Genomic DNA, 21,806 nt, shown 5'->3' on the forward strand with positions numbered 1-21,806 from the left:
TCAGTAAGTGTTTGAAACAAGATAGCAGAGTATGAATATTACTATACCTGATGAAATTCTTGAATCTGCTCAAATCTCAACGGATGATATTAAAGTTGAACTAGCAATTTTATTATATCAACAAAAAAGAATTAGCATAGGTCAAGCTCGCCATTTAGCAGGAATGCACTTAATTCAATTTCAAAAAGAAATGGCAAGTCGGGGAATTTGCATTAATTATGGTGTTGAAGATTTTGAGGATGATATCAGAACATTGAAAGAATTAGGTGAATTATGATTGTTGTCAGCAATACTTCACCTATTACCAACCTAGCAGCTATTCAGAGAATAGATATATTGGAAAAAATCTATGATACTATTATTATCCCTCAAGCTGTTTATGACGAAATGTCAAATTTAAGTTATGAAGTTCCAGGAACAAAGGAAGTTAAAACCCTAGCATGGATTCAAGTTCAACCCGTGAGCAATTCTACATTAGTTGCAGAATTAAAAACAGAAATTGATCCTGGTGAAGCTGAGGCAATAGCATTAGCGATGGAAATAAAAGCTGATAGAATAATTATAGATGACTATAAGGGTAGAGTTGTAGCTTCTCGTTTAGGATTAAAAGTCACAGGAATTTTAGGAGTTCTCTTAATCGTTAAACACAGGGGATTAATTAACAATATTAAACCCATAGTGGATGATTTAATAAATATAGCAGGATTTAGAATTAGTCCCAAACTCTACAATCATATTTTAACAACTGCTAGTGAATAGTAATACATTCTTCATAGAAAAATACCCTCTTTTTTGACATTATAATTAAAGGGAGTATTTTCCTTTTCAAATTTTGCAGAAGATATAAAATGACGGGAAATAACCACATCATGATTTAGGCAAATTTCAGATATTATCTGACTGGTTCTATCAATTTCGTGATAGGGGTTAATTTCTGATTTGAGAACTATCAAAATATCAATATCAGAAAATTCTTTAGCTTCTTCTCTCGCTTGAGAACCATATAGTATTATCGCTGATAATTGATCTTGATAAAGATTTTGCAAAGCTCATTTAACTTCTTGCAATATCAGATTAAGCTGTGATTTGTTCATGACTGAAATCATCCCTTATAGTTATATGCTTAAAACTGAACTCGCAATTTTATTATATCAACAAAAAAGAATTAGCATAGTCCAATATCGTCAATTACAACTGTTCCTTGATTTTCTCAAATATCCAATCAGGAATAGCGTGTTCTGTGCTATAAACCGAATTATATTTCTGTTCTATTTCCTGCCAATTAATGCCCGAATTTGATAAAATTTCTTCAGTGAACATATCCAAAGCTTTACCTGTTAAACCTCTTTCTACACATCTTTTCATATACAACCGACTTTCTTCAATTTCTCCGATACATTCAAATGGTGTATGTTCACTTAAACCTACCATTTCTCGGAAAGTAGGAAGTAAGTCTAAATCATCAAATAAGTTGTTTTTGAAAACTTGATTAACTATACATACATTTGTACAAATAAATCTAATACCGCAGGTTCAAGATATTCGGCAATAGTTCATGAATTTTCAATTCGTCAATTTTAATAAGTGATATTTTCATAATTAGGGGTTGCTGAGAAAGTCTTTCCGTGAGGGCATAGGAGTCAGGAGTCAGGAGTCAGGAGTCAGGAGGAGATTTGAAAATTTCTTTGCCATCTCTTGAAATCCCCAAAAATGCACACTTTTTCCGGTATACCCTTCAAAACCCTTGCACTAATTTCTGTGTTTATCAGCCTCTAACCTTTGATATATCAAGGTTTTAGGTTTATTCAGCAAACCCTAATTAAAGTTATTGTTCAGAAAAGTAGGTTGGGTTGACGTTAGGAAACCCAACATTGATAGATTAATAGGTTTTTGTTGGGTTGCGCTATCGCTTAACCCAACCTACGAAAACTTATTTACCATCCCCAAGTACCAGGTTCGCCTTTAAATGGACCAACAACATCAGCAGTGATCCATCCTCCATAAAAACCACCAGCTTGGGGTTTAACTAATTCGTCATTGACATAACAAGCATCCATTAAACTAGGATAAAAACTAAAGTATTCTTGAATTGATTTAAAGTTAGGAGTTGGTTGAATATAACGCCAAGCTGCATTATTTACATATTTATCTCCTACAGAAATATCATAATATTCACATATACCTTTCCATTCACATATCGTTTTTCTAGCTGTAGCTATTAAATATTCTGTTTTAATATCTTCAGCAGGAATATAATAACCAGGAGGATGACTGGTTTCTAAAACTCTTTTTGCTTTATTTGTGTCTGCTAAAACAATACCATTAAAAATTACTTTGATATGTTTATTGCTGTCTTGTAAAATTGCTGGACGAGGGTAGTCCCAAACTGATTCTTGTCCTGGTTGTGGGGGGATGGGATTTGGTTTCATGGTTAGTTAAAATCTCAATTCAGGTAATTTATTATCATTCCTACCAAAATGATAACATTAATCTTGGGTTTAGCAGTGCTAAACCCTGGCAAAATTATTAAATCTAAGATTGATTATTCAACCTGACACAAAATCAATCCAAACCATCCCTTTTCATCTGTCCAAGTTTTGATAGTTTTTAATCCTTTGCTTTCTAGTTGTTGTGACATCTTTGTTAAATTAAACTTGCAAGAAATTTCTGTAAGTATGCTTTCTCCTCCTTCAAAAAATACTTTTAAATCTAATGCTTCCAAAGTAACCCAATGGCTTTTTTGACAATGTAGATACATTTCAATTTGATTTTCTACCTCATTGTAAATTGCTTGGTGTTTAAACAAACTAATATCAAAATCACCTTGAAAACGCCAATTTAAATGAGAAAGCATATTCAAATTAAAAGCAGCAGTCACACCTTGACTATCGTTATAAGCAGCTTCTAAAATATCCTTGGGTTTTTGTAAATCAATTCCAAGTAAAAAGTAGTCACCTGTTTGTAAGGTTTTGGAAATTTGATTTAAAAAACCATCGCATTCTTCTGAGTTAAAATTCCCTAGTGAACTTCCCAGAAAGAACAACATCCGTGACTGTAAATAATTGCTTTCTAAATGCACCAAAGCTTGATCATAAGTTCCTAATAAACCGTGAATTGCAATATCAGGGTATTTCTCTTGTAACTGTAAAACACTGGTTTTGAGAATACCCCCACTGACATCAATAGGAAGATAACGACAATTATCAGCTATTTTTTGATAAGCGTCTAATAAAAGTTGAGTTTTTGTAGAACTCCCACTTCCTAACTCTATCAACTCACAACAATTTGTAATTGCCGCAATTTCATCAGCATATTGTTGTAAAATAGCTGCTTCTGTACGAGTAGGATAATATTCAGGTAAATCACAAATTTCTTCAAACAACAAAGAACCACGATCATCATAAAAGTATTTTGGTGATAAAGTTTTATGTTTTTTACTTAATCCCTCAATCACATCTTTACCATCAATAGCTAACTCTTGATAATGATGATCTAAAACGGTTAAAATTTGTGGGTTTAATCTTTCTGCAATCATAGTAAATATCCTGGGAATTAACTGTTTACAATTTTGGTTTTCAGAAATTTAAAACTGTCACCTGTCACCTGTCACCTGTCAACTAATTCAAACTTTCAGCAATTCTAAAACCAACGTGCTGATAGAAAAAAGGACGAAACCAATTTCGATAACATGGTAAAGCCATAGTACCATTAGTTGCCCAAGAACCACCTAACATCATTTGATGTCTATTATCAAAAAATGGTGCAGATTGATCTTCATAAAGATAATGGGTTTGAAATCCTGGTAAGGGGTAAAATGTACTAGATAACCATTCCCAAACGTTACCACGTAGATCAGAAATTCCTGATTTCTTATTTTTGGAAAACATTCCTACTGGTGAAGGTGAAACATATTGTAAATTGAGATTATAGTCACTTTCTAAACCCTCACCCTCGGAAAATTGTAAAGCTTGATTCCATTCTGCTTCTGTCATTAAACGAGTACCTTCACCTTTCCATTGACAGTAAGCCATTGCTTCATAATAATTGACTTCTACAGGCCAGTCTAATGGTAAATCTATTTCATCAAATGTGGTACGATAGCGGTATTTACCATTATTGTTGTCCATAAAATCTGGTATCCAAAATTTTGGATGTTGCACATTATAGAGTTTCTTCCAATCCCTAGCTTCCAGCATCCAATATTCTAAATTATCATAACCACCAGCTTGAACAAATTCTAAAAATTCCCCATTTGTGATTAAATTTTGACTAGCTAAAAACGGTTCAACTCCAATTTCTAAACTACCATATTCACTGTCCCAAGCGAAAGTTAAATCATTTGCTTTTTTACCTAATTTTACCACGCCACCGGGAATTTCGATCATTTTATTTTCAGGAATTTTCCCATTTGTCGGCGCATAATTCCAACCTTGGGGGCGTTTTAATTGATCAACAGGTAATTGACGCAGTAACATGGATGAAGTTTCAAAATGGATACGACTGTGTTCAATTGCCATTAATAAAGCCCATAAAGGATGTTGTTGATCAATGGGCAGATTTAAAGGGGTATTTTTGATAATGTTTGTAATTGCGGTTTTGGCTTTTTCTCGATATTGCCAAACTTGATCTATATCAGGCCAAACTATATCTTTTGTTGCTGCTTCTAGTTCATCTGGTGTTTCTGGATCAACACCAATTTCAAACAAAATTTCAAATTGGGGATGAATGCGATTTTCTAATAAACCAACCCGAATTAATTTGTTGATGTAAAAAACTGCGGAATGTCCCAGATAAAAGATTAATTTGTTTCTTAAAGGATCAGGACTGCGGTAAAATGTATCTGTGCTATTTATGCTTTTGAGTAGGGTTGCTTCTAGTTCCCAAGAATTTTCAAAATAGTTAAGTAGGTTTTGGGTACTACAATGATCTAGCTTGGGTATTTGATTAGATGCTAAGTTATTCAGCCTGGGAATTGTTTGCATTGTATTATCTTGAGTTCTACCAATGTGCGAAAATGTGCGATGCACAACTTTTTATTATCCTTATTTTTAAATACCGCACATCGGTACACTTTTTTCAGTGTTAACCAAAATTTAACTTTTTTGACATTTTTGCTGAAGAAAAGTTAAAATAAGCTGTTGTGCCTTGAACTTGAATAATTAATACAAGCAAGATGCTTGTGCTACTCTAACTTCAGGTTGTTTAATTATACAGTTTAGCTGCACATCAGCTTATCTTGTTTTGCGTAACATTTTATGGTTAAGTTTTCCCAATAACTACTAGTATATATACCTATTTGCCAAATTTTGTGCCAAATTTTGTATTAATTACAAGAATATCAAAAATATCTTGTTTCATTGACTCTACTTTTATCTATTAATAATCAGGTGGGAATTACCCACCAAGAAAAATCTAAATTCTTTTTCTACGTCTAGTTTCTGGTGTATTAATTGGTAAAGGCAAAACCTCAGCTTCACTGCTTTCTCTAGCAACACGAATTAATAATCCAGAAGCCACCAAACTAGCAATCATAGAATTACCACCATAACTAAACATTGGCAATGGTAAACCCGTTGTTGGTATCGCCCCCGTAGCCACACCAATATGTAATAATGATTGTCCAATCATCACCACAGTAATACCTATTGCCACCAGCCGATGGATAGAACTTTTTGCTTTCATGGCTACAATTAATCCTAAGGTAGCGAAGACAGCTAAAAGTAACAAAAATAGCATACTACCCACAAAACCAAATTCTTCAGCAAAGATGGCAAAGATAAAATCAGTATCTTGAATGGGGAGATAAAAAAGCTTTTGTTGAGAAAGTCCAAAACCCACACCCCAAGTTTTCCCTGTACCTACTGCTAATAAACTTTGTACCAACTGATAACCATCTCCGGTAGGATCAGCCCAAGGGTTGATGAAAGACATCACCCTTCGGCGTTGATATTCTTTGATAGTAATACTTAATAGGGCTAATAAAAATCCACCAATAGCTGTTCCTCCTAAGTATTTGTATGGTATTCCACCAGCTAGGGCAATTAACCAAACTGTGATGCCACAAAGTGCAGTTGTACTGAGGTTTGGTTGAGCTAAAATACCCAATAGCACCAGACAGAACACACCTAACCAGGAAAAACGAATTTCCCACGTTAATCTTTCCCAATGGCCAAACAGCTTCGCACCTTGCAATACTAAAAACGGTTTAATCAATTCTGATGGTTGCAGGGGAATAGGACCGATCGCTATCCATCGTGCTGCGTCAAATGCTTTTTTTCCCACTCCGGGAATAAGAGTGACGAAAATTAACAACAAAAACAGGAATAAAAACCAATGAGACACTGCCAAAATTTTCCGTAAAGGCAGATTCACAATAACGTTAAATAGTATTAGTGAAACTAATACCCAAATTATTTGACGCTTAAAATAATACATTCCATCATCCTGACGTACATCAGCTACGGGATAGGATGCAGAAAAAAGTACAACTAAACCAACAAATAGCCACAGAAAGGTTAACCAGCGCAATAAACGCGCTTCCAAAGCCCAACTGGCAACGGAATTATCAAAAATAGGGATGAATTGGCGTAAATTCACAAGTTACAGGAATAGCAACATAAGCTATTGTAGGTTTTAAGGTTTCATTTAGTCTAAAATAATTAGGACTTACGCAGGATTGAACTCAACAGAGGGGTGTAGATTTACAAAGATTCATTTGCAAATTGGGTAATGTGTCTAACGTTACAATGTTAGAAATTGCTGCTGCCATTCTTGGTGTGATTGAATGGGAGTTTTGATTGTATCGGCGATCGCTCACAATAGAATGGATAATTGACTATAACAGATGGGATAATTAATAAACCCAGTTGCTTAAAAACTCTACTTGTCCCTGCATATCTTTTGCTGATTTGGTGTTAATCAGTCGCAAAACTGTGTAACTCTGCTAAAGTCCAGTATTCTGCCTCTGCTTGTGCTAACTCATTTTCTATCTGATCACGGTTAGCGTGGTAGTAAGCTAAAGCTGCATAAACTTGGGCAAGGTTGAGGTGACTGATCCGACGGGTAATTTCTTCAGCATTTGCACCTTGTTTATAAAGCACAACTACCCGACTTACAGAGGTTCTAGTCCCTGCTATCATGGGACGACCATTACCTACATCGGGAGAACAAGTTATTAATGTACCAATATTAGTAGCAGTTAACATAGTTGAGATAATTTTTAGCTTGTTTTACTTTAGTCTATCATGAGTGCAGGTATAGCTCATCATTGATACTTAATCTAATACCTAAACTTTTGTAAATTTGCTACCATTAAATATTGACGCTGAATAAAATTATACTGTAAAATTATACTGTAAAATTGTACTGAAGAAATAAATATGTAAGATACAACCGGGAAAAAGTTGTATTCAATATATCGGTTATATCTGTAATCAGTTTTTGACCTAGAAGTAAATACTATAACAGGATAAAGACTAGAATTATTAAAGATTAAAACCCTGATTAATTTAATGAAAGTTGATGGTAGTATTGAACCTGAAGAAAAAGAATATCTCAAGACAATTATTACCAATGCTAATTTAACATCGGCAGAAATTCAGGAAATCAAAAATTTATTATCTGCTCAGAGAATAGAGGTAGATTATTCAATAATAGCTAAATATCCCGATGATGCTTTAGGTTTATTAATTGATTTGATCGCACTTGCAAAGCGTGATGGAGATTTTCACATAACGGAAAAAATGTACATTAAACAAGTGGGAAAATTAATGAGATTTTCTGAGGTAGATATTGCCGAAATGATGTTAGCTTATTAAAGTTAAGACCAAGAATAAATAAATATCTAGAATAAATGCCCAGAAAAATTCGGGAGTTAAAAGCCGAGATTGCACGTAAAGGGTTTGTGTATCTACCAAAGCGTGGGAAAGGCAGTCATGAAAGATGGAAACATCCTTTACTGAGGAAAACATTAACAATTCCAGGTAAAGATGGAGATGATGTTCCACTTTATCTAGAAAAGCAATTAGCAAAATTATTAACTGAACTGGAAGAATTAGGAGAGGAGCAAAATTAATGAGTCAATACAGTATGATTATTCAATGGTCAGAGGAAGACCAACTTTTCCTAGTTACAATTCCCGAATTTAGTCATCTTGTAATCATGCCTTGTACTCACGGAAAAACTCGTGAAGAAGCAATTAAAAATGGAGAAGAAGTAATTGAAATGTACCTAGAAGCTTGGGAAGCAGAAGGTGAATCTATCCCTGAACCCAACATATTGCAAATTGCATCTTAATTAGGGGTTGCTGAGAAAGTCTTTCCGTGAGGGCATAGGAGTCAGGAGTCAGGAGTCAGGAGTCAGGAGGAGATTTGAAAATTTCTTTGCTATCTCTTGAAATCCCAAAAAATGCACACTTTTTCCGGTATACCCTTCAAAACCCTTGCACTAATTTCTGTGTTTATCAGCCTCTAACCTTTGATATATCAAGGTTTTAGGTTTATTCAGCAAACCCTAATTACCAAATACCCAAACGTTTACGCGCTTCCTCTAAAGATACTCGTTTATCAGATTGAGAACGTCGGGCTAAAAAGTCCATAAATTCCTGATTTTCTTGCAGTGCTTGAACTTCAGCAGCAAAATCATCAACCACACACAAAACAAACTCCCATCAGCTTTCTTAATAATTACAGTATCATTTTCCGCTAATTCTAATAATTCGGATATTGTTAATGTAGCTTGGGAAAGCTCAATAGTTCTCATAAATTTTCATCCTGTTCATCCTTTAATCCTGGACATCCTGATATGGCTACGCCACGCTACGCTATCAGACATCCCTATTCCCTGCTATCAATAAAAAAAAGAGGTCATCACTGACCCCTAAAAAATCTACCAAAATAATCTCTGATGTATGTATAGAAATTACGCCAAACCAGTATTTGTACCTTGCTTACCAGTTGCTAATTCCACTTTAACAATCTTACCGCCCATTTTTTGAATCCGTTGTTGTTCACGGAACCAGTTTTCATAAGGAACTAACTTAGTGAAGTAAGTATTTTGTAATTCGCGTTGGGTGCGAGTGCGAGTTAAGCTAGGAACACAAGCAGTTACTTTAAATAAACGAGCCATTTTTTTCTAAACTCCGTGTTTGTTTGGAAAAACTTTTTTATCTCAAAAATCTTGAGTGCAAATCTTTAATTTATCTGTAAGGATTTAAATGATTTAGCCGTCAGTTGTCACATATCAATCTACCAAGCCAAAATAAATAAATAAATATTAATTATTCTGACTCCTGACTCCTGACTTCTGACTCCTTACATTTCAAAGCCTGGAAATCAAACATCAACACTAGACCGCTAATACTCATGTTTAGTAAGCAATAGAACGACCTAGAACTCATGGTTGATTTCCAGACCTTAATCAAGCCGCACCTAAATTATAAGTGCAAACTTACTCCTAGCTCAAGCCAGAGGAGATATAGTCGAAGTAAACGCCCATTTCTTTACCAGCGTCAGGACCAACCAAGCTTGCAGTTACTTCTTTCATAGCTTGGATAGCTTGAACGGTAGCGCCTACGGGTACGCCCAAGGAGTTGTAGGTTTCTTTCAAGCCGTTTAATACACGCTCGTCGAGGATGGAAGGATCTCCAGCCAACATAGCGTAGGTAGAATAACGCAAGTAGTAATCCAAGTCACGGATACAAGCTGCGTAACGACGAGTGGTGTACATATTACCACCGGGACGGGTGATATCAGAGTACAACAAGGATTTAGCTACAGCTTCTTTAACGATCGCAGCAGCGTTAGCACTGATGGTTGTAGCTGCACGAACGCGCAGTTCACCAGTAGCGAAGTAACCTTTGAGCTTTTCTAAAGCAGCGGTATCAAGGTATTTACCTTGAACGTCAGAGGAATTAATTACAGAGGTAATTGCGTCTTGCATTGTTGTTATTTCCTTATTTCCAGATTGATTGCAACAGTTTTCAGTTTCAGCAGTTAATTAGCTGTAACCTATGACATTGCACCAACAACGTAGTCGAAGTAAGCGCCAGCTTCAGATGCGTCTTCAGCAGACAACAAGGTAGAAGCAACAGCTTTCATAGCAGCAACGCCACCAGCAACAGCGTCAATGGGAGTACCCAAGGACTTGTACATTTCACGTACACCAACGATACCGATTTCTTCGATGGGGGTGACATCGCCAGAAACGATTCCGTAGGTTACAAGACGCAAGTAGTAGTCTAAGTCACGAAGACAGGTAGCTGTCATTTCTTTACCGTAAGCGTTACCACCGGGAGAAACAACATCAGGACGCTTTTGGAACAATTGATCGCCAGCTTGCTTAACGATGCGCTCGCGGTTGTCGGTCAATACTTGAGCGATGCGGAGACGTTGTGCGCCACCAGAAACAAAGCTCTTAATGCGATCTAATTCACCAGGGCTGAGGTAGCGAGCTTCTGCATCAGCATTCACGATGGACTTCGTGACGATACTCATTAATGGATTCCTCCAAAACTAATGACACCAGTTTTTAAACTGGTAAGACTTTGATTTGATTGATAACTGTTTTGCATCTTAGTACAAAGTGAGTCACATTTACTCAACAAAAGTACATAAGTTGAAAAACTTAATTATCCTTCCGCAAAATATTCTCCGGCATTATGTTGAGCATTTATTACTGCTCTTAATACTTTGTAATATTTTCTTTCAGAAATGGGAATAGGAGTCAGGAGTCAGGAGTCAGGAGTCAGGAGTCAGGAGTCAGGAGTCAGAAGTCAGAAGTCAGGAGTCAGGAGTCAGAAGTCAGAAGTCAGGAGTCAGGAGTCAGAAGTTAATATTCTCCCCCTGCTTCCCCTGCTTCCCCTGCTTCCCCTGCTTCCCCTGCTTCCCCTGCTTTCTTCACTGTCACCAGTCCCCAGTCCCCAGTCCCCAGTCACCAGTCCCCAGTCACCTATCTACCACCGCGACCGGTTAAAACAGAAGGAGACAAGCTAGACCAAGATTGTTTTACCAGGTCAGCATCAGCCTTAACACTACCCAAGTAGTTACCCGCAGGTAAGGAGGGGAAGCGGTTGTAAGGTACAACATCTTCACCGAAGTAACGAGCGTATTCTGGGCTATTCACCATTGTTTCTACAGCCGCCCTTAAACCGCTATCAGCCAATAGTTTGTTATATTGGCGGATTTCGCCTTGGGTTGCGGGTGCGCGTCCCAAAATGTGACGGAATAAAAATTCAATCACTTTGGTGTTGGGATAGGGTGTGTAGAAACGCTTACGGTAAATTTCTGAACTTGCCAACTCTAGGACAAATTCACGCACGGTAATTTCACCATTACGCAGTTTGCTATCTAAATCACTGCGGCGTAAATAGTCAGGAATTTGCCCGCTAAATACGTCCATCACCTGAACATAAATAGCGTTAATTACCTGATTGGTTTCAGTTGAATTTGTACCAGTGGTAGCGCGGAAAATACGGGTTGGTTTGCGGCGACTTGTACCAACACCAACTTCTACCGACTGACCACGACCATCGTTGAAAGAACGACCTAACTCAATGAACAAGGGTTTGGTCTTGTCCATTTGTCTAGCTTGAGCCGCCAAATCTGCGATCGCATTCGCTAACATTGGCGTATTCTCAGTCTTGATCCGAGGCTTCACAGTCTCAAAGCTAGGTACAACCAAATCATCATTTTGCTTGGTTAGCTGGTTGTAAAGCTTCTCAGTATTGGGGAAGTTAGCCGCAGGTAAAGTTGGGAAGCGACGGTAAGGAACAGTATCTTCACCAAAAGCTTGAACATACTCAGCACTATTCACCATTGCACCGATAAAGGCTTTGATACCTTGAGTAGCCAAGATTTGGTTATACTTGCGGATTTCAGCTTGATCCATTGGCGCACGGCCTAAGAAATGCTTAGTACCCATCTCAATCACTTTAGTGTTGGGATAGGGTGTATAAAATTCCTTAACGTACAGGCTAGAACAACCTAAACCTTCAATAAATTCCTTAACGGTGATTTCTCCGTTACCCAGCTTACTTTCTAAATCAGTAAACTCGTTACCAGCAACATAAGGAGGAATATCACGCTCGAAAATTTGACGGTAAGCAGCACCAATCAAAGTTTTTACCGCTACTTTATCACCAATACCAGTGATCAGTTTAAAGACCTTGGTTTGCTCACGCTGCTTGGTAACACCTTGGTTAATACGGAAGTCAATATCTGGTTGGGTTCGCATTTCCTTAACTTCACCCAACTCCACAAAGCGAGGAGTTTCTTCCTTCTCAACTTTGTTGATATCTTCACGGATAGTTCCCACACGCAGTTGACGCAAGGAAACACCAGCAGGTGTTAAATAACGCTCATAAGGAACAGTATCTTCACCGAAAGCTTCACTGTACTCTACAGTGTCAAGGATGGCATCAACAACAGCATAGAAGCCTTTTTTGGAAGCAATATCAAAATACTTGTTGTTTTCTTGACGACCGTAGGTAGGACGACCTAACAAGCGACGGTGAATGTATTCAATCGCTTTACAAACATACAAAGATGTCCAGTACATCTTGCGGAATAAATCGGACTTCGCCAACATCCGCACAAACTCGCGGACGGTGATTTCGCCGTTTTCCAGTTTGATTTCTGCAACTTTCAGCCGTTGACCTTCGTAAACATCACGACCGAATACTTGTAAGTAACAAGCCTTAATTACTGCTTGGGTAGAACTTTCAGAGAATTTAACACTTGTACCCTTACCAGCATTTCTGCTCATAGTACCGGGTAACTGGTCTAATTTGAACACTTTCGCGCCCAAAGCACCAGGAGCAACACCACGCGCACCGGGGTTACTGAGTTGGTTATTGATACCAGGTCCTTGGTGAATCAAGATCCGACGGGTATCTTTACCAAAAGGTGCAGGACTGCTGCTGGGGTTGCGGGTTTCTTTCGGGAAAATCGCCCCAAATTGAATTTCTAGCGGATCATTACCAGCACCGTAGGGATGTTGATCAGGTAATGGTTGTTCGTAAGCTGCAAAGGTAGTAATAAACTGAGGTACTTTGCGGAAAGGCGCACTGTACTTAAACAGGTCTTGCTGTGGTCCCCAGTTGCGACACTCTTGAGCTTCTTGACCCAGACCCCGAATGTAGGGAACGGTTTCTTCCCCAAAGTAATCTGCGTATTCTTTGGAGTCTACCAAAGCATCCACTAAAGCGGGTAAACCACCGTTAGAAATAATTGCAAAGTATTTTTGCACTTCTTCCCGGCTGCTTGGTCCACGTCCCAAAATGTGACGGAAAGCCAGTTCTATTACCCGGCTGTTAATAAAGGGTTGATAAAACTGTTTTTGGTAAAGGGGAGATTTAGCTAAACGGCGGATAAACTCCTTCATGGAGATATCGCCATTTTTAACTTTGGATTCTAAGTCAGAGATGGATAAGCTGTAAGCACGGGTAATATCGCGCTCAAATACTTGGCGGTAAGCAGCTTTGACTACTTCAGTTTTTTCGCTAGAAGACAAACCAGGCTTCATAGCGTACTTGGGACGGCGTTCTGCGGCGTTGAAGTAAATTTGAGGTAGTTGTAAACCTTGTTGATCCCCAGAAGGACGTTGACGGAATTTTGTGGATGGTGTAGGTGCTTTGAACTCAGTCAGCAACACATCCATGTACTGAGTCACGATTTCTGTTGCTTCAGGATCTTTGCGGAAAAATGACAAAGAAGCAGTTTTAATTTCTTGTAAAGCCACGATGGTAGCTTCACCAGAACAAGCATTTTCAATGATTTCCCGCAAACCTCTGGTATTTACAGAGATGATGTTGGGGTCGCCGGCAACAATGGCATAAGTAGCATAGCGCAAGAACCAGGACAAGTCCCGTAAGCTCTTGGACATATTGCCAGGACCATAACGAGCAACGTTAATGGGTCTAAAACCAGGAGGTGTGGGACCACCTGCGGAAGTGTTGAAGATGGAACGGAGGTTTTCAAAGAAGCCACCACGACTTTCAACGTAGGTGACTGTTCCTAGTTTCATGCCTTCTTGCACACTAGCACCAGCGCCCACCATTGCCATTTCCGGTTCTTGGGGCTTTTCTAAGAAAGCCATTGGTGAACCACCAACGAAGATCCGGTTAGCCGCACGAGAAACAATGATCTCAGAATTTTCGGTGAGGATCTGGGCGATTTCTAAACGTTTTGCACCAGAAGCAAAATAGCTTCCCAGTTCGCTTAGTTCACCTCTTCCCAAAAAGCGGTCTTGTTGTTCTGCTTGGGAAATGGTCGCTACAGGTAAGGTTTGATATAGTTGCGGACGCGCAACTGAGCTTCCACCACTTGCCTTAACACTCATTGGATTTCTAAAACTCCTATAAATAAGCTTATGTGTTAAGTCTGGGTTGCTTTTTGGCTTGACATATTGGTGTATTTATGTATAGTACGCCAGTCAAACTGCCAGTAAATTAACCCAGTTCAGTTTTTAGATTAGAACGTTTTGCGGTAACGCTGCTGATTTATTAAGAAGTATGTCAATTCTGTAATCTAAATCTGCCTGTTGGCATAAGTACCTACTGTGGACAGGCTGTGGAATGTTGAAGTTTTGTATCTATGTGTTACATTCGCTTGCAGCATATTTTGTAGCTGATTTATCTCTATTTTAGATTTTTTTTAGATTTTTTTTAGATTTTTTTCATGTTTTTGGGATTATTAATGTAAATAAGATTTTATTTGTTTAGATGAATTTAAATTTAAAAACAAGGATTAAGTTATGAGTATTTTTGGTATGATAGGTCTAAATAGGGCTTGCTGAATAAACCCAAAATACTCGTAAATCAAAGGTTTGAGGCTGATCAGGAGGAAAGAAAGTGCAAGATTTTTGAAGGGTATACCTTAAAAACTGTGCACTTTGGGTCTGATAAATTAGAAAATCTGGGGATAACAGATAGCTCAAACTATTCCCTATTCCCTATTCCCTATTCCCTATTCCCTGCCTCAACGAAGGGACTTTTTCAGCAAACCCTAAATAGGCTTTCCTGAAAAAGTGTTTCCAGATTAAGGATTTCAATGATTCAGGAGTTCAAGGATATCAATTGAATGGGGTGAAATGTGGTAGATACCGTAGGCAGGAAGATTTTTATTTTCAAATTGCAGGCAAGATGCCCGCACTACATTAAAAATTATTCCTGCTTAATTGCACTGATTAAAATTCCTAAAATCTTTTTCACATCCTTGATATAATATTCACTTAAATCAATGGAAACAAGTTTATCTTCTAACTTCAAAAATTGCCAAATAGTACCAATAGTTACAGCACCATAAATAGTCCTAATATTATTTTCGTTTTTCTCATTAAATAACTGAGCCGCAATCATTTCTGCTATACATTGAGCCAAACCTGATTTCAAGTTTTCATTTTTGGTTTCTACCAATATAATTACAGGTGCGCGAACAAAAAGCTGTTCTTTAGAAAGAGAAATTAGGAAATCACAAAAACCATTTAAACCTTGTTGATTATCAACATTAAAATCTACCCCTGAAAATAGACTGATTTGATTATTTAACTTTCTTCTTAATTCTAGTAAAATTGGGCTAATTATCATTTCAGAACGGGCTTTTTCAGTGTTAATGGAAACAGCTAAATCAACATTCTCTTTGAGAATTGTTGTTAGTAAATCACTGGGTTCTTCTTCCATTGTATCTGCAAATAACGCTGATACTTCATTTAGTGTCAACCCAAATTTCTGGATAATTTCACTTAATTTAAAATCACTGTAAGCCATGTTTATTACCTTTCAAAACAAAATCAACAGTCATCAGTCAACAAACCTCAGTCTCCTAATAAGCTGTTGTGCATTTAATTTGTATAAGTGGAACAGGCATCTTGCCTGTTAAACAAGAGTTCAGAATATTAGGATTATACAATTTAGCTGTGTAACAGCTTAATATCCTCATCGCTTTTAATGCCTGACTACGCTTCCCATGACTAATCTTAGCAAACCAATAATGGGATTCTTCATAACTCATGGATTTTATTCCTTGGGCAATATTAGCAATTCTTTCAGGTTTAGAAAGTGGTTGAACTGTCGCAAATAACAAAGCTAAATTTATACTCGTTTCTTCATTTAGAAACTATTAGCGGGCAAGACTTTTACTGAGCTTATTGAAGTATGCCCGCACTACAAGAGTTTTATCATTAACATCTGTACGTCATAATAACGGAAACTGCTCTATTTTAACAACAAATATTGAAATATCCATAAACTACAGGATGATGATTTTGTCTGAATCAGGATATCCAGGATTAAAGGATTTACAGGATGGTGATTTTGTCATCATCATCAAATCAAAGCACCAATTATAACTAAAAACGATTTATTGCTATATATTATGTAATCTCTGCTATAATTATCTTACCAAGAAAAAGGTGACAGAATTATGATTTTAGACATTAAACAATCTGCGTCTCAATCTTCACTGAAAATTGCACCTAAATCAACTTATGATCTATTGATAGAAAATCAAACAGATGGAACTGTGAAAGCGACATTATTGAGTTTACCAGAATGTCAAGGTGTAGGAAATACAGAAACGGAAGCAATAGAAGCATTAGATAAAATTCTGCAAGCTCGTTTAGGAAATGCTAAGATCGTGACTTTAGAAATTGCAGCACCAAAAACAGAAAATCCTTGGATGAAAATAGCGGGTAAATATAAGGATGATCCGCAATTTGATCAAATGTTGGAATATATAGAAGAATATCGTCGTCAATTAGATGCAATTAATGAATAAAGGTTAATAAAGAAGTGAATAATTTAAGAATATTAGATACAGATCATCTATCTTTATTACAACGAGGTAATTTTTTGATTAGACAGCAATTAACCATGTTTAATCCTGAAGTTATTGCCATAACTATTATCACCGCTACAGAACAACTACGGGGAAGACTGAATATTATTAACAGGTGCGAATCAGCAAATGAATTAGTTTTAGCTTATGCTAGGTTAGAGGATACATTAGAAGACATAAATAGTCTAAATGTCCTACAATTTACCGAAGCTGCGGGTAATATTTACACTGAATTAGGGGTTGCTGAGAAAGTCTTTCCGTGAGGGCATAGGAGTCAGGAGTCAGGAGTCAGGAGTCAGGAGGAGATTTGAAAATTTCTTTGCCATCTCTTGAAATCCCAAAAAATGCACACTTTTTCCGGTATACCCTTCCAAACCCTTGCACTAATTTCTGTGTTTATCAGCCTCTAACCTTTGATATATCAAGGTTTTAGGTTTATTCAGCAAACCCGAATTAGTTAAGCAAAAAATCCGCGTTGGTACTCAAGATTTACGCATTGCTGCAATTACTTTATCAGTCGATGGGATTTTAGTTACTCGTAATTGGAAGGATTTTGAAAGAGTGCCAAATTTGCATTTAGAAGATTGGAGTATTAGTTAATAATGTCTGAATCAGGATATCCAGGATTAAAGGATTTGCAGGATGGTTTTTTGTCTGAATCAGGATTTTCAGGATTAAAGGATTAACAGGATGTTTTTGACCATTTATTTATGGTTTTTTGTTAATGATAATGATAGGGAATATATCTTTTATCTGAATCAGAATTTATAATTAGGGTTTGCTGAATAAACCTAAAACCTTGATATATCAAAGGTTAGAGGCTGATAAACACAGAAATTAGTGCAAGGGTTTTGAAGGGTATACCGGAAAAAGTGTGCATTTTTTGGGATTTCAAGAGATGGCAAAGAAATTTTCAAATCTCCTCCTGACTCCTGACTCCTGACTCCTGACTCCTATGCCCTCACGGAAAGACTTTCTCAGCAAACCCTAATTATTCAATCTTCACAGACAATCTAAAAATAACAATCCTGTACATCCTCAAATCCTGGTTATCCTGATTCAGACTATTTTCTTGAACTGACTTTTATACTATCTTGTGATTGAGACAGAGAATCATTGTTTATAAACTCATCAAACAAGTTAAAAAATTCTTCAAAAGCAGAGTTTTCATCTTTAGAGAAAAAGAGAATAATCTGATCCCACGTTTGATTATAAGCAACATTATATTTTTGTTTTATCCAAGTTTGAAAATTTGAAAATTCCTGTTCTTGTGTAGTTTGCGGTATTTGCATTTGACGACGTGCAAAACTGTAACCAGCTATAAATGTACGCAGGTTAGATATAGTTGAACGTCCTAAATACATTGCTGGACGTTTTTGGATGTTGCGGATTAAATCGTATAAATCTAACATAATATTCCTCTGGTTAAAATTCTGTTTCAGTAATTTGAAATTCCCCACCTAAGTCTTGGATAACACAATAAAAGTTATTTATCCAGTTTACCCTAGAAATGCCTTCGGGGTGAATGTTATCAAAAATTAGTTCTTGTCCATCAATTTCTACTGCAATAGCATAATGTCTACCATTAATGGAGATATTTTGTTGTAGAATTTCATGATAAATATTACAGAAAGGATCTTCTGTACTTCCTGTAAACAAGTTAATTTCTTTACCAGGTATTTTTTGATGATTTAGAAATTGACGCAAAGCATCAGCACAAGCAGTACATTCAAAAATATGAAATTGTTCAGCTATATCAGTTAGTTGACTGCGAATATCATTGTTAGTCATAAGGTAAGATATTTTTTGTCTGAATCAGGATATCCAGGATTTAAGGATTTTCAGGATGATGATTTTGTCTGAATCAGGATAACCAGGATTTAAGGATTAACAGGATGTTTTTGACCACTTATGGTTTTCTTTGAATAATAGGAATTATATTTTTTATCTGCATCAAAATTTATCATCATTAAATATTTACAGACAATCTATAAACTGCAATCCTGTACATCCTCAAATCCTGGTTATCCTGATTCAGACAAGAGAATATATCTTTATTATTCACAGATAATCTATAAATAACAATCCTGTACATCCTCAAATCCTGGTTATCCTGATTCAGACAAGCTATTTTTTAATAGTTAAAAATTTTAAAAAAATATTATTACCTTCCCAGTATTCCTGGGCTGAATTTAAAATATCTAATGCTATTTGTTATTGCGTCGGTTTAGCTTGAGCAAAGATATCAGCATGATCTTATGATATGACATATCTTTGAGCCGGACACCATGTTAAATCGGTAATACATTCATCAAAACCATCCCAGTTATGGCCGAAGTATGCAGGAAATTCCATTGCTTCAGCAGCTTGTTTTAAAAATGTTTGTTTGTTATTGATTTTTTTACCGTTAAGATAAAAAACTTTATGATTCATAGATTTATGGTGAGGAAATATGTTAGTAAAATTGTCTGAATCAGGATGTCCAGAATTTTAGGATTTACAGGATGATAAAATAGATCATTGCTAATAAAATCCTATCAATGACTACTTTAACCGCCAAATCTTGATAGTCTTGTCACCACTCCCACTAGCAAGAGTTTGACCATCAGGGCTATATGCTACTGACGTAACCCAGTGAGAATGACCAGTGAAGATTTGTAGGAGGTTTCCCGTTTTTACTTCCCACAGTTTAATAGTCGTGTCATTACTTGCACTAGCAAGAGTTTTACCATCAGGGCTATATGCTACTGACGTAACCCAGTGAAAATGACCAGTGAAGATTTGTAGGAGGTTTCCCGTTTTTACTTCCCACAGTTTGATAGTGTTGTCACGACTTCCACTAGCAAGGGTTTGACCATCAGGGCTGTATGCTACTGACCAAACCGAGTTAGAGTGACCAACGAAGGTGTGTAGGAGGTTTCCCGTTTTTACATCCCACAATTTGATAGTGTTGTCATTACTTGCACTAGCAAGAGTTTGACCATCAGGACTGTATGCTACTGACCCAACCCAGTAAGAATGACCAGTGAAGGTTTGTAGGAGGTTTCCCGTTTTTACAGCCCACAGTTTGATAGTGTTGTCATTACTTGCACTAGCAAGAGTTTTACCATCAGGGCTGTATGCTACTGACGTAACCAAGTTAGAATGACCAGTGAAGGTTTGTAGGAGGTTTCCCGTTTTTACAGCCCACAGTTTGATAGTCTTGTCACCCCCACTAGCCAGAGTTTTACCATCAGGGCTGTATGCTACTGACGTAACCAAGTTAGAATGACCAGTGAGGGTTTGTAGGGGTGATTCCACAATAAGAGATGGTTTTACCTTAACAACACCAGCAAAAATATCAACACCCAACTTTGTAGAGCGATCGCACCAATAACAACTACCATAAGTTCTACTATAAAAATGACTATCTACCCTATCACATACAGTTAAGTTATCATTTCCTATTCTTAAAACCTCTAACCACTCCTTAGCAGTCGGACGTAAATGAGGATTTTTATACCCATCATTAAAACATCTGAGAAAACATTCCCGAATTGCAGGATGAACAATTATCATAGGAATTGTTCTCTCTACATGCTCAATCAAACTATTTTGAGAATACAACCATATACCATGCTTAATAAGTTCATTAACTTCTGGAGTTTCTCCCCCACCTGTCCATATTCCCTGAAAAGGACTATTACCACCAAATAACAATTGATAAATAATTACTGCTAATCGAAATCTATCATGTATTTCCGTTTGTTCAATCCTAGAAAAATCTTCACCAATTAATTCCGGTGGTGTATATCCTTCTGAACCAACTAAACAACGATAAACTTTACCATTTTTAGGATTTTTCACCTGAAAAGAATCTGTGTCAATAATTGAAGGTAAAGCACGATTATTAACTAAAATGTTTTGTGGTTTAATATCACCTAATACATAACCAGCTTCATGTAATGCTGCAATAATTGAAGCAATATTTAAAGCCGTAGTGTGTAGAAAACGCCAATCAATCTCAAGCTTTAAGCTCTTACGAAGCTGGGGGTTATAAATATTAATAAGCTCTTTTCCACCTTTAACTTCTGGCATTAAAAAACCTACATAATCACCTTTATCATCTTTTAATGATGAATTAGTCCAAGCAAAAGAAATATGATTAAGATGGGAATTTGGCTCTTTTGGTGCGTGCGCTATCATTGCCGCTAATTTTTCCATTCTTTCAGGTGTTGGTGAATGGTAAATTTTAGCTAAATAACCATGATGATTAGTTCGCCAAACTTTAGCTTCTCCACTAGCAGCTATTTCATTTAACAAAGTAATTCTTTCACTCGTACTATCACAAATTAGAAACGTCATATAATTTTTCAGTAAATGGGATGAAATCAATATCAAATAGTATTGTTTACTAGGACAGGCTAGAAGCCCGTCCCACAATCAATATATAACCGAATATAACCGACTTTTCGCACTTCAAAATATCATACGTTAATACTTCAATAAATTTTACAAAAAATGTTGATATTATTCAATATTTAAACGTATTAATTATAGCCATTCGGAGATCGCTATTCAACCACCATTAACCGTAATTTTCGTAATCTTCATGTATTACAAAGCGAAGTTCGGAATGTGGGATATACAGCAGATTACATTGCTATGAGGTACAAATTTTGATATACTAAAAACGGGTTACAGCCTTACTATTTAAATCGCTAAGAGTATTGCTATACAAAGATTTTTGCCTGGGCAAAAGTCTAGTAATCATCCGTTTTTACTATAATAAGCTGATGTGCAGCTAAACTGTATAATTAAAAAACCTGAAGTTACAGTAGCACAAGCATCTTGCTTGTATTAATTATTCAAGTTAAAGGCATAACAGCTTAAAACTCTTGTGGGGTGGGCATACTTCGACATAGTTCGACTGCGCACTTCGACACCGCCCTTCGACACCGCCCTTCGACACCGCCCTTCGACACCGCCCTTCGA

At 36.8% G+C, this 21,806-nt stretch carries 25 protein-coding genes and 2 pseudogenes; 9 read left to right on the forward strand and 18 right to left on the reverse strand.

Going from position 1 to position 21,806, the window contains the following annotated elements; all coding sequences use genetic code 11:
• Positions 1–31 precede the first annotated feature (31 nt).
• On the forward strand, positions 32–277 hold the full coding sequence (locus tag H6F47_RS10965) for a UPF0175 family protein (RefSeq protein ID WP_137666765.1): 246 nt from the start codon (positions 32–34) through the stop codon (positions 275–277).
• Positions 274–759 carry a DUF3368 domain-containing protein gene (locus H6F47_RS10970; protein ID WP_190649173.1) on the forward strand — a complete coding sequence of 162 codons (486 nt, stop codon included), beginning with the start codon at positions 274–276 and terminating at the stop codon, positions 757–759. The genes H6F47_RS10965 and H6F47_RS10970 overlap by 4 nt, the downstream gene beginning before the upstream one ends.
• 11 nt (positions 760–770) lie before the next feature.
• Here the strand turns inward: H6F47_RS10970 and H6F47_RS10975 are convergent, their stop codons facing one another.
• The 7 genes from H6F47_RS10975 to H6F47_RS11005 all read right to left on the reverse strand — a co-directional run bounded on the left by H6F47_RS10975 (position 771) and on the right by H6F47_RS11005 (position 7,205).
• Positions 771–1,046 carry a nucleotidyltransferase domain-containing protein gene (locus H6F47_RS10975; protein WP_199291134.1) on the reverse strand — a complete coding sequence of 92 codons (276 nt, stop codon included), beginning with the start codon at positions 1,044–1,046 and terminating at the stop codon, positions 771–773.
• Between the two features lie 142 nt (positions 1,047–1,188).
• Positions 1,189–1,431, reverse strand: a complete 243-nt coding sequence (locus tag H6F47_RS10980; RefSeq protein ID WP_228051956.1) for a hypothetical protein — start codon at positions 1,429–1,431, stop codon at positions 1,189–1,191.
• 503 nt (positions 1,432–1,934) lie between these two features.
• Positions 1,935–2,429: a DUF427 domain-containing protein gene (locus tag H6F47_RS10985; protein ID WP_137669097.1), complete on the reverse strand. Its 495-nt coding sequence runs from the start codon at positions 2,427–2,429 to the stop codon at positions 1,935–1,937.
• 113 nt (positions 2,430–2,542) lie between these two features.
• On the reverse strand, positions 2,543–3,535 hold the full coding sequence (gene egtD / locus H6F47_RS10990) for an L-histidine N(alpha)-methyltransferase (protein ID WP_190348110.1): 993 nt from the start codon (positions 3,533–3,535) through the stop codon (positions 2,543–2,545).
• Positions 3,536–3,617: 82 nt separating this feature from the next.
• A complete protein-coding gene (ovoA, locus tag H6F47_RS10995; protein WP_190348125.1) occupies positions 3,618–4,982 on the reverse strand; it encodes a 5-histidylcysteine sulfoxide synthase in 1,365 nt (454 codons plus the stop codon).
• Positions 4,983–5,412: 430 nt separating this feature from the next.
• Positions 5,413–6,597: an FtsW/RodA/SpoVE family cell cycle protein gene (locus tag H6F47_RS11000; RefSeq protein ID WP_190348109.1), complete on the reverse strand. Its 1,185-nt coding sequence runs from the start codon at positions 6,595–6,597 to the stop codon at positions 5,413–5,415.
• 317 nt (positions 6,598–6,914) lie between these two features.
• Positions 6,915–7,205: a DUF433 domain-containing protein gene (locus H6F47_RS11005; RefSeq protein ID WP_137669101.1), complete on the reverse strand. Its 291-nt coding sequence runs from the start codon at positions 7,203–7,205 to the stop codon at positions 6,915–6,917.
• A 297-nt stretch (positions 7,206–7,502) separates the two neighbouring features.
• Here H6F47_RS11005 and H6F47_RS11010 point away from each other — a divergent pair, with 297 nt between their 5' ends.
• From H6F47_RS11010 to H6F47_RS11020, 3 genes are read left to right on the forward strand one after another with little or no spacing between them, the layout of a single operon-like run.
• A complete protein-coding gene (locus H6F47_RS11010; protein ID WP_268932464.1) occupies positions 7,503–7,817 on the forward strand; it encodes a TerB family tellurite resistance protein in 315 nt (104 codons plus the stop codon).
• A 35-nt stretch (positions 7,818–7,852) separates the two neighbouring features.
• Positions 7,853–8,074 (forward strand): type II toxin-antitoxin system HicA family toxin, encoded by a 222-nt coding sequence (locus H6F47_RS11015; protein WP_096567347.1) that lies wholly within the window; start codon positions 7,853–7,855, stop codon positions 8,072–8,074.
• Complete coding sequence (locus H6F47_RS11020) at positions 8,074–8,295, forward strand: type II toxin-antitoxin system HicB family antitoxin (RefSeq protein WP_096567345.1); 222 nt, start codon at positions 8,074–8,076, stop codon at positions 8,293–8,295. The genes H6F47_RS11015 and H6F47_RS11020 overlap by 1 nt, the downstream gene beginning before the upstream one ends.
• Positions 8,296–8,515: 220 nt before the next feature.
• Here H6F47_RS11020 and H6F47_RS28505 read toward each other — a convergent pair whose 3' ends face one another.
• The 4 genes from H6F47_RS28505 to apcA form a co-directional block, all read right to left on the reverse strand.
• A complete protein-coding gene (locus tag H6F47_RS28505) occupies positions 8,516–8,650 on the reverse strand; it encodes a hypothetical protein (RefSeq protein ID WP_268932475.1) in 135 nt (44 codons plus the stop codon).
• 269 nt (positions 8,651–8,919) lie between these two features.
• A complete protein-coding gene (locus tag H6F47_RS11030) occupies positions 8,920–9,126 on the reverse strand; it encodes a phycobilisome linker polypeptide (protein ID WP_096567343.1) in 207 nt (68 codons plus the stop codon).
• A gap of 327 nt (positions 9,127–9,453) precedes the next feature.
• Positions 9,454–9,939: an allophycocyanin subunit beta gene (gene apcB, locus H6F47_RS11035; RefSeq protein ID WP_015213876.1), complete on the reverse strand. Its 486-nt coding sequence runs from the start codon at positions 9,937–9,939 to the stop codon at positions 9,454–9,456.
• Between the two features lie 68 nt (positions 9,940–10,007).
• Positions 10,008–10,493: an allophycocyanin subunit alpha gene (gene apcA, locus H6F47_RS11040; protein WP_137669508.1), complete on the reverse strand. Its 486-nt coding sequence runs from the start codon at positions 10,491–10,493 to the stop codon at positions 10,008–10,010.
• A gap of 216 nt (positions 10,494–10,709) precedes the next feature.
• Between apcA and H6F47_RS11045 the strand changes: the two genes are divergently transcribed.
• On the forward strand, positions 10,710–10,991 hold the full coding sequence (locus tag H6F47_RS11045) for a hypothetical protein (protein WP_190649176.1): 282 nt from the start codon (positions 10,710–10,712) through the stop codon (positions 10,989–10,991).
• On the opposite strand, the gene H6F47_RS11050 is transcribed toward H6F47_RS11045, so the two are convergent.
• From H6F47_RS11050 to H6F47_RS28855, 3 genes and pseudogenes are all read right to left on the reverse strand, one after another.
• Positions 10,948–14,337 (reverse strand): phycobilisome rod-core linker polypeptide, encoded by a 3,390-nt coding sequence (locus H6F47_RS11050; RefSeq protein WP_190649178.1) that lies wholly within the window; start codon positions 14,335–14,337, stop codon positions 10,948–10,950. The two genes, H6F47_RS11045 and H6F47_RS11050, sit on opposite strands and share 44 nt — an antisense overlap.
• Before the next feature lie 823 nt (positions 14,338–15,160).
• On the reverse strand, positions 15,161–15,763 hold the full coding sequence (locus H6F47_RS11055; protein WP_096567337.1) for a hypothetical protein: 603 nt from the start codon (positions 15,761–15,763) through the stop codon (positions 15,161–15,163).
• A gap of 160 nt (positions 15,764–15,923) precedes the next feature.
• Positions 15,924–16,109, reverse strand: a pseudogene (locus tag H6F47_RS28855) (hypothetical protein); the annotation flags it as partial.
• Positions 16,110–16,418: 309 nt separating this feature from the next.
• Here H6F47_RS28855 and H6F47_RS11065 point away from each other — a divergent pair.
• The 3 genes and pseudogenes from H6F47_RS11065 to H6F47_RS27880 form a co-directional block, all read left to right on the forward strand.
• Entirely contained in the window at positions 16,419–16,772 is a 354-nt protein-coding gene (locus H6F47_RS11065) for a hypothetical protein (RefSeq protein WP_137669165.1), read from the forward strand.
• Positions 16,773–16,786: 14 nt separating this feature from the next.
• The gene (locus H6F47_RS11070) at positions 16,787–17,095 is read left to right on the forward strand and encodes a hypothetical protein (protein ID WP_190649181.1); all 309 of its coding nucleotides are present in this window, start codon (positions 16,787–16,789) and stop codon (positions 17,093–17,095) included.
• 187 nt (positions 17,096–17,282) lie between these two features.
• Positions 17,283–17,432 (forward strand): annotated as a pseudogene (locus H6F47_RS27880) (type II toxin-antitoxin system VapC family toxin); the annotation flags it as partial.
• A 464-nt stretch (positions 17,433–17,896) separates the two neighbouring features.
• Here the strand turns inward: H6F47_RS27880 and H6F47_RS11075 are convergent.
• From H6F47_RS11075 to H6F47_RS11090, 4 genes are all read right to left on the reverse strand, one after another.
• A complete protein-coding gene (locus tag H6F47_RS11075; RefSeq protein ID WP_137669490.1) occupies positions 17,897–18,244 on the reverse strand; it encodes a hypothetical protein in 348 nt (115 codons plus the stop codon).
• 13 nt (positions 18,245–18,257) lie between these two features.
• Positions 18,258–18,623: a papain fold toxin domain-containing protein gene (locus H6F47_RS11080; protein ID WP_137669491.1), complete on the reverse strand. Its 366-nt coding sequence runs from the start codon at positions 18,621–18,623 to the stop codon at positions 18,258–18,260.
• A gap of 465 nt (positions 18,624–19,088) precedes the next feature.
• Entirely contained in the window at positions 19,089–19,265 is a 177-nt protein-coding gene (locus tag H6F47_RS11085; RefSeq protein WP_190348107.1) for a barstar family protein, read from the reverse strand.
• Between the two features lie 111 nt (positions 19,266–19,376).
• Positions 19,377–21,176, reverse strand: coding sequence for a hypothetical protein (locus H6F47_RS11090; protein WP_190649184.1), 1,800 nt, complete (start codon positions 21,174–21,176; stop codon positions 19,377–19,379).
• Between the last annotated feature and the right edge of the window lie 630 nt (positions 21,177–21,806).

This window comes from Sphaerospermopsis sp. FACHB-1094, assembly GCF_014696195.1.
Lineage (GTDB): Bacteria > Cyanobacteriota > Cyanobacteriia > Cyanobacteriales > Nostocaceae > Sphaerospermopsis > Sphaerospermopsis kisseleviana.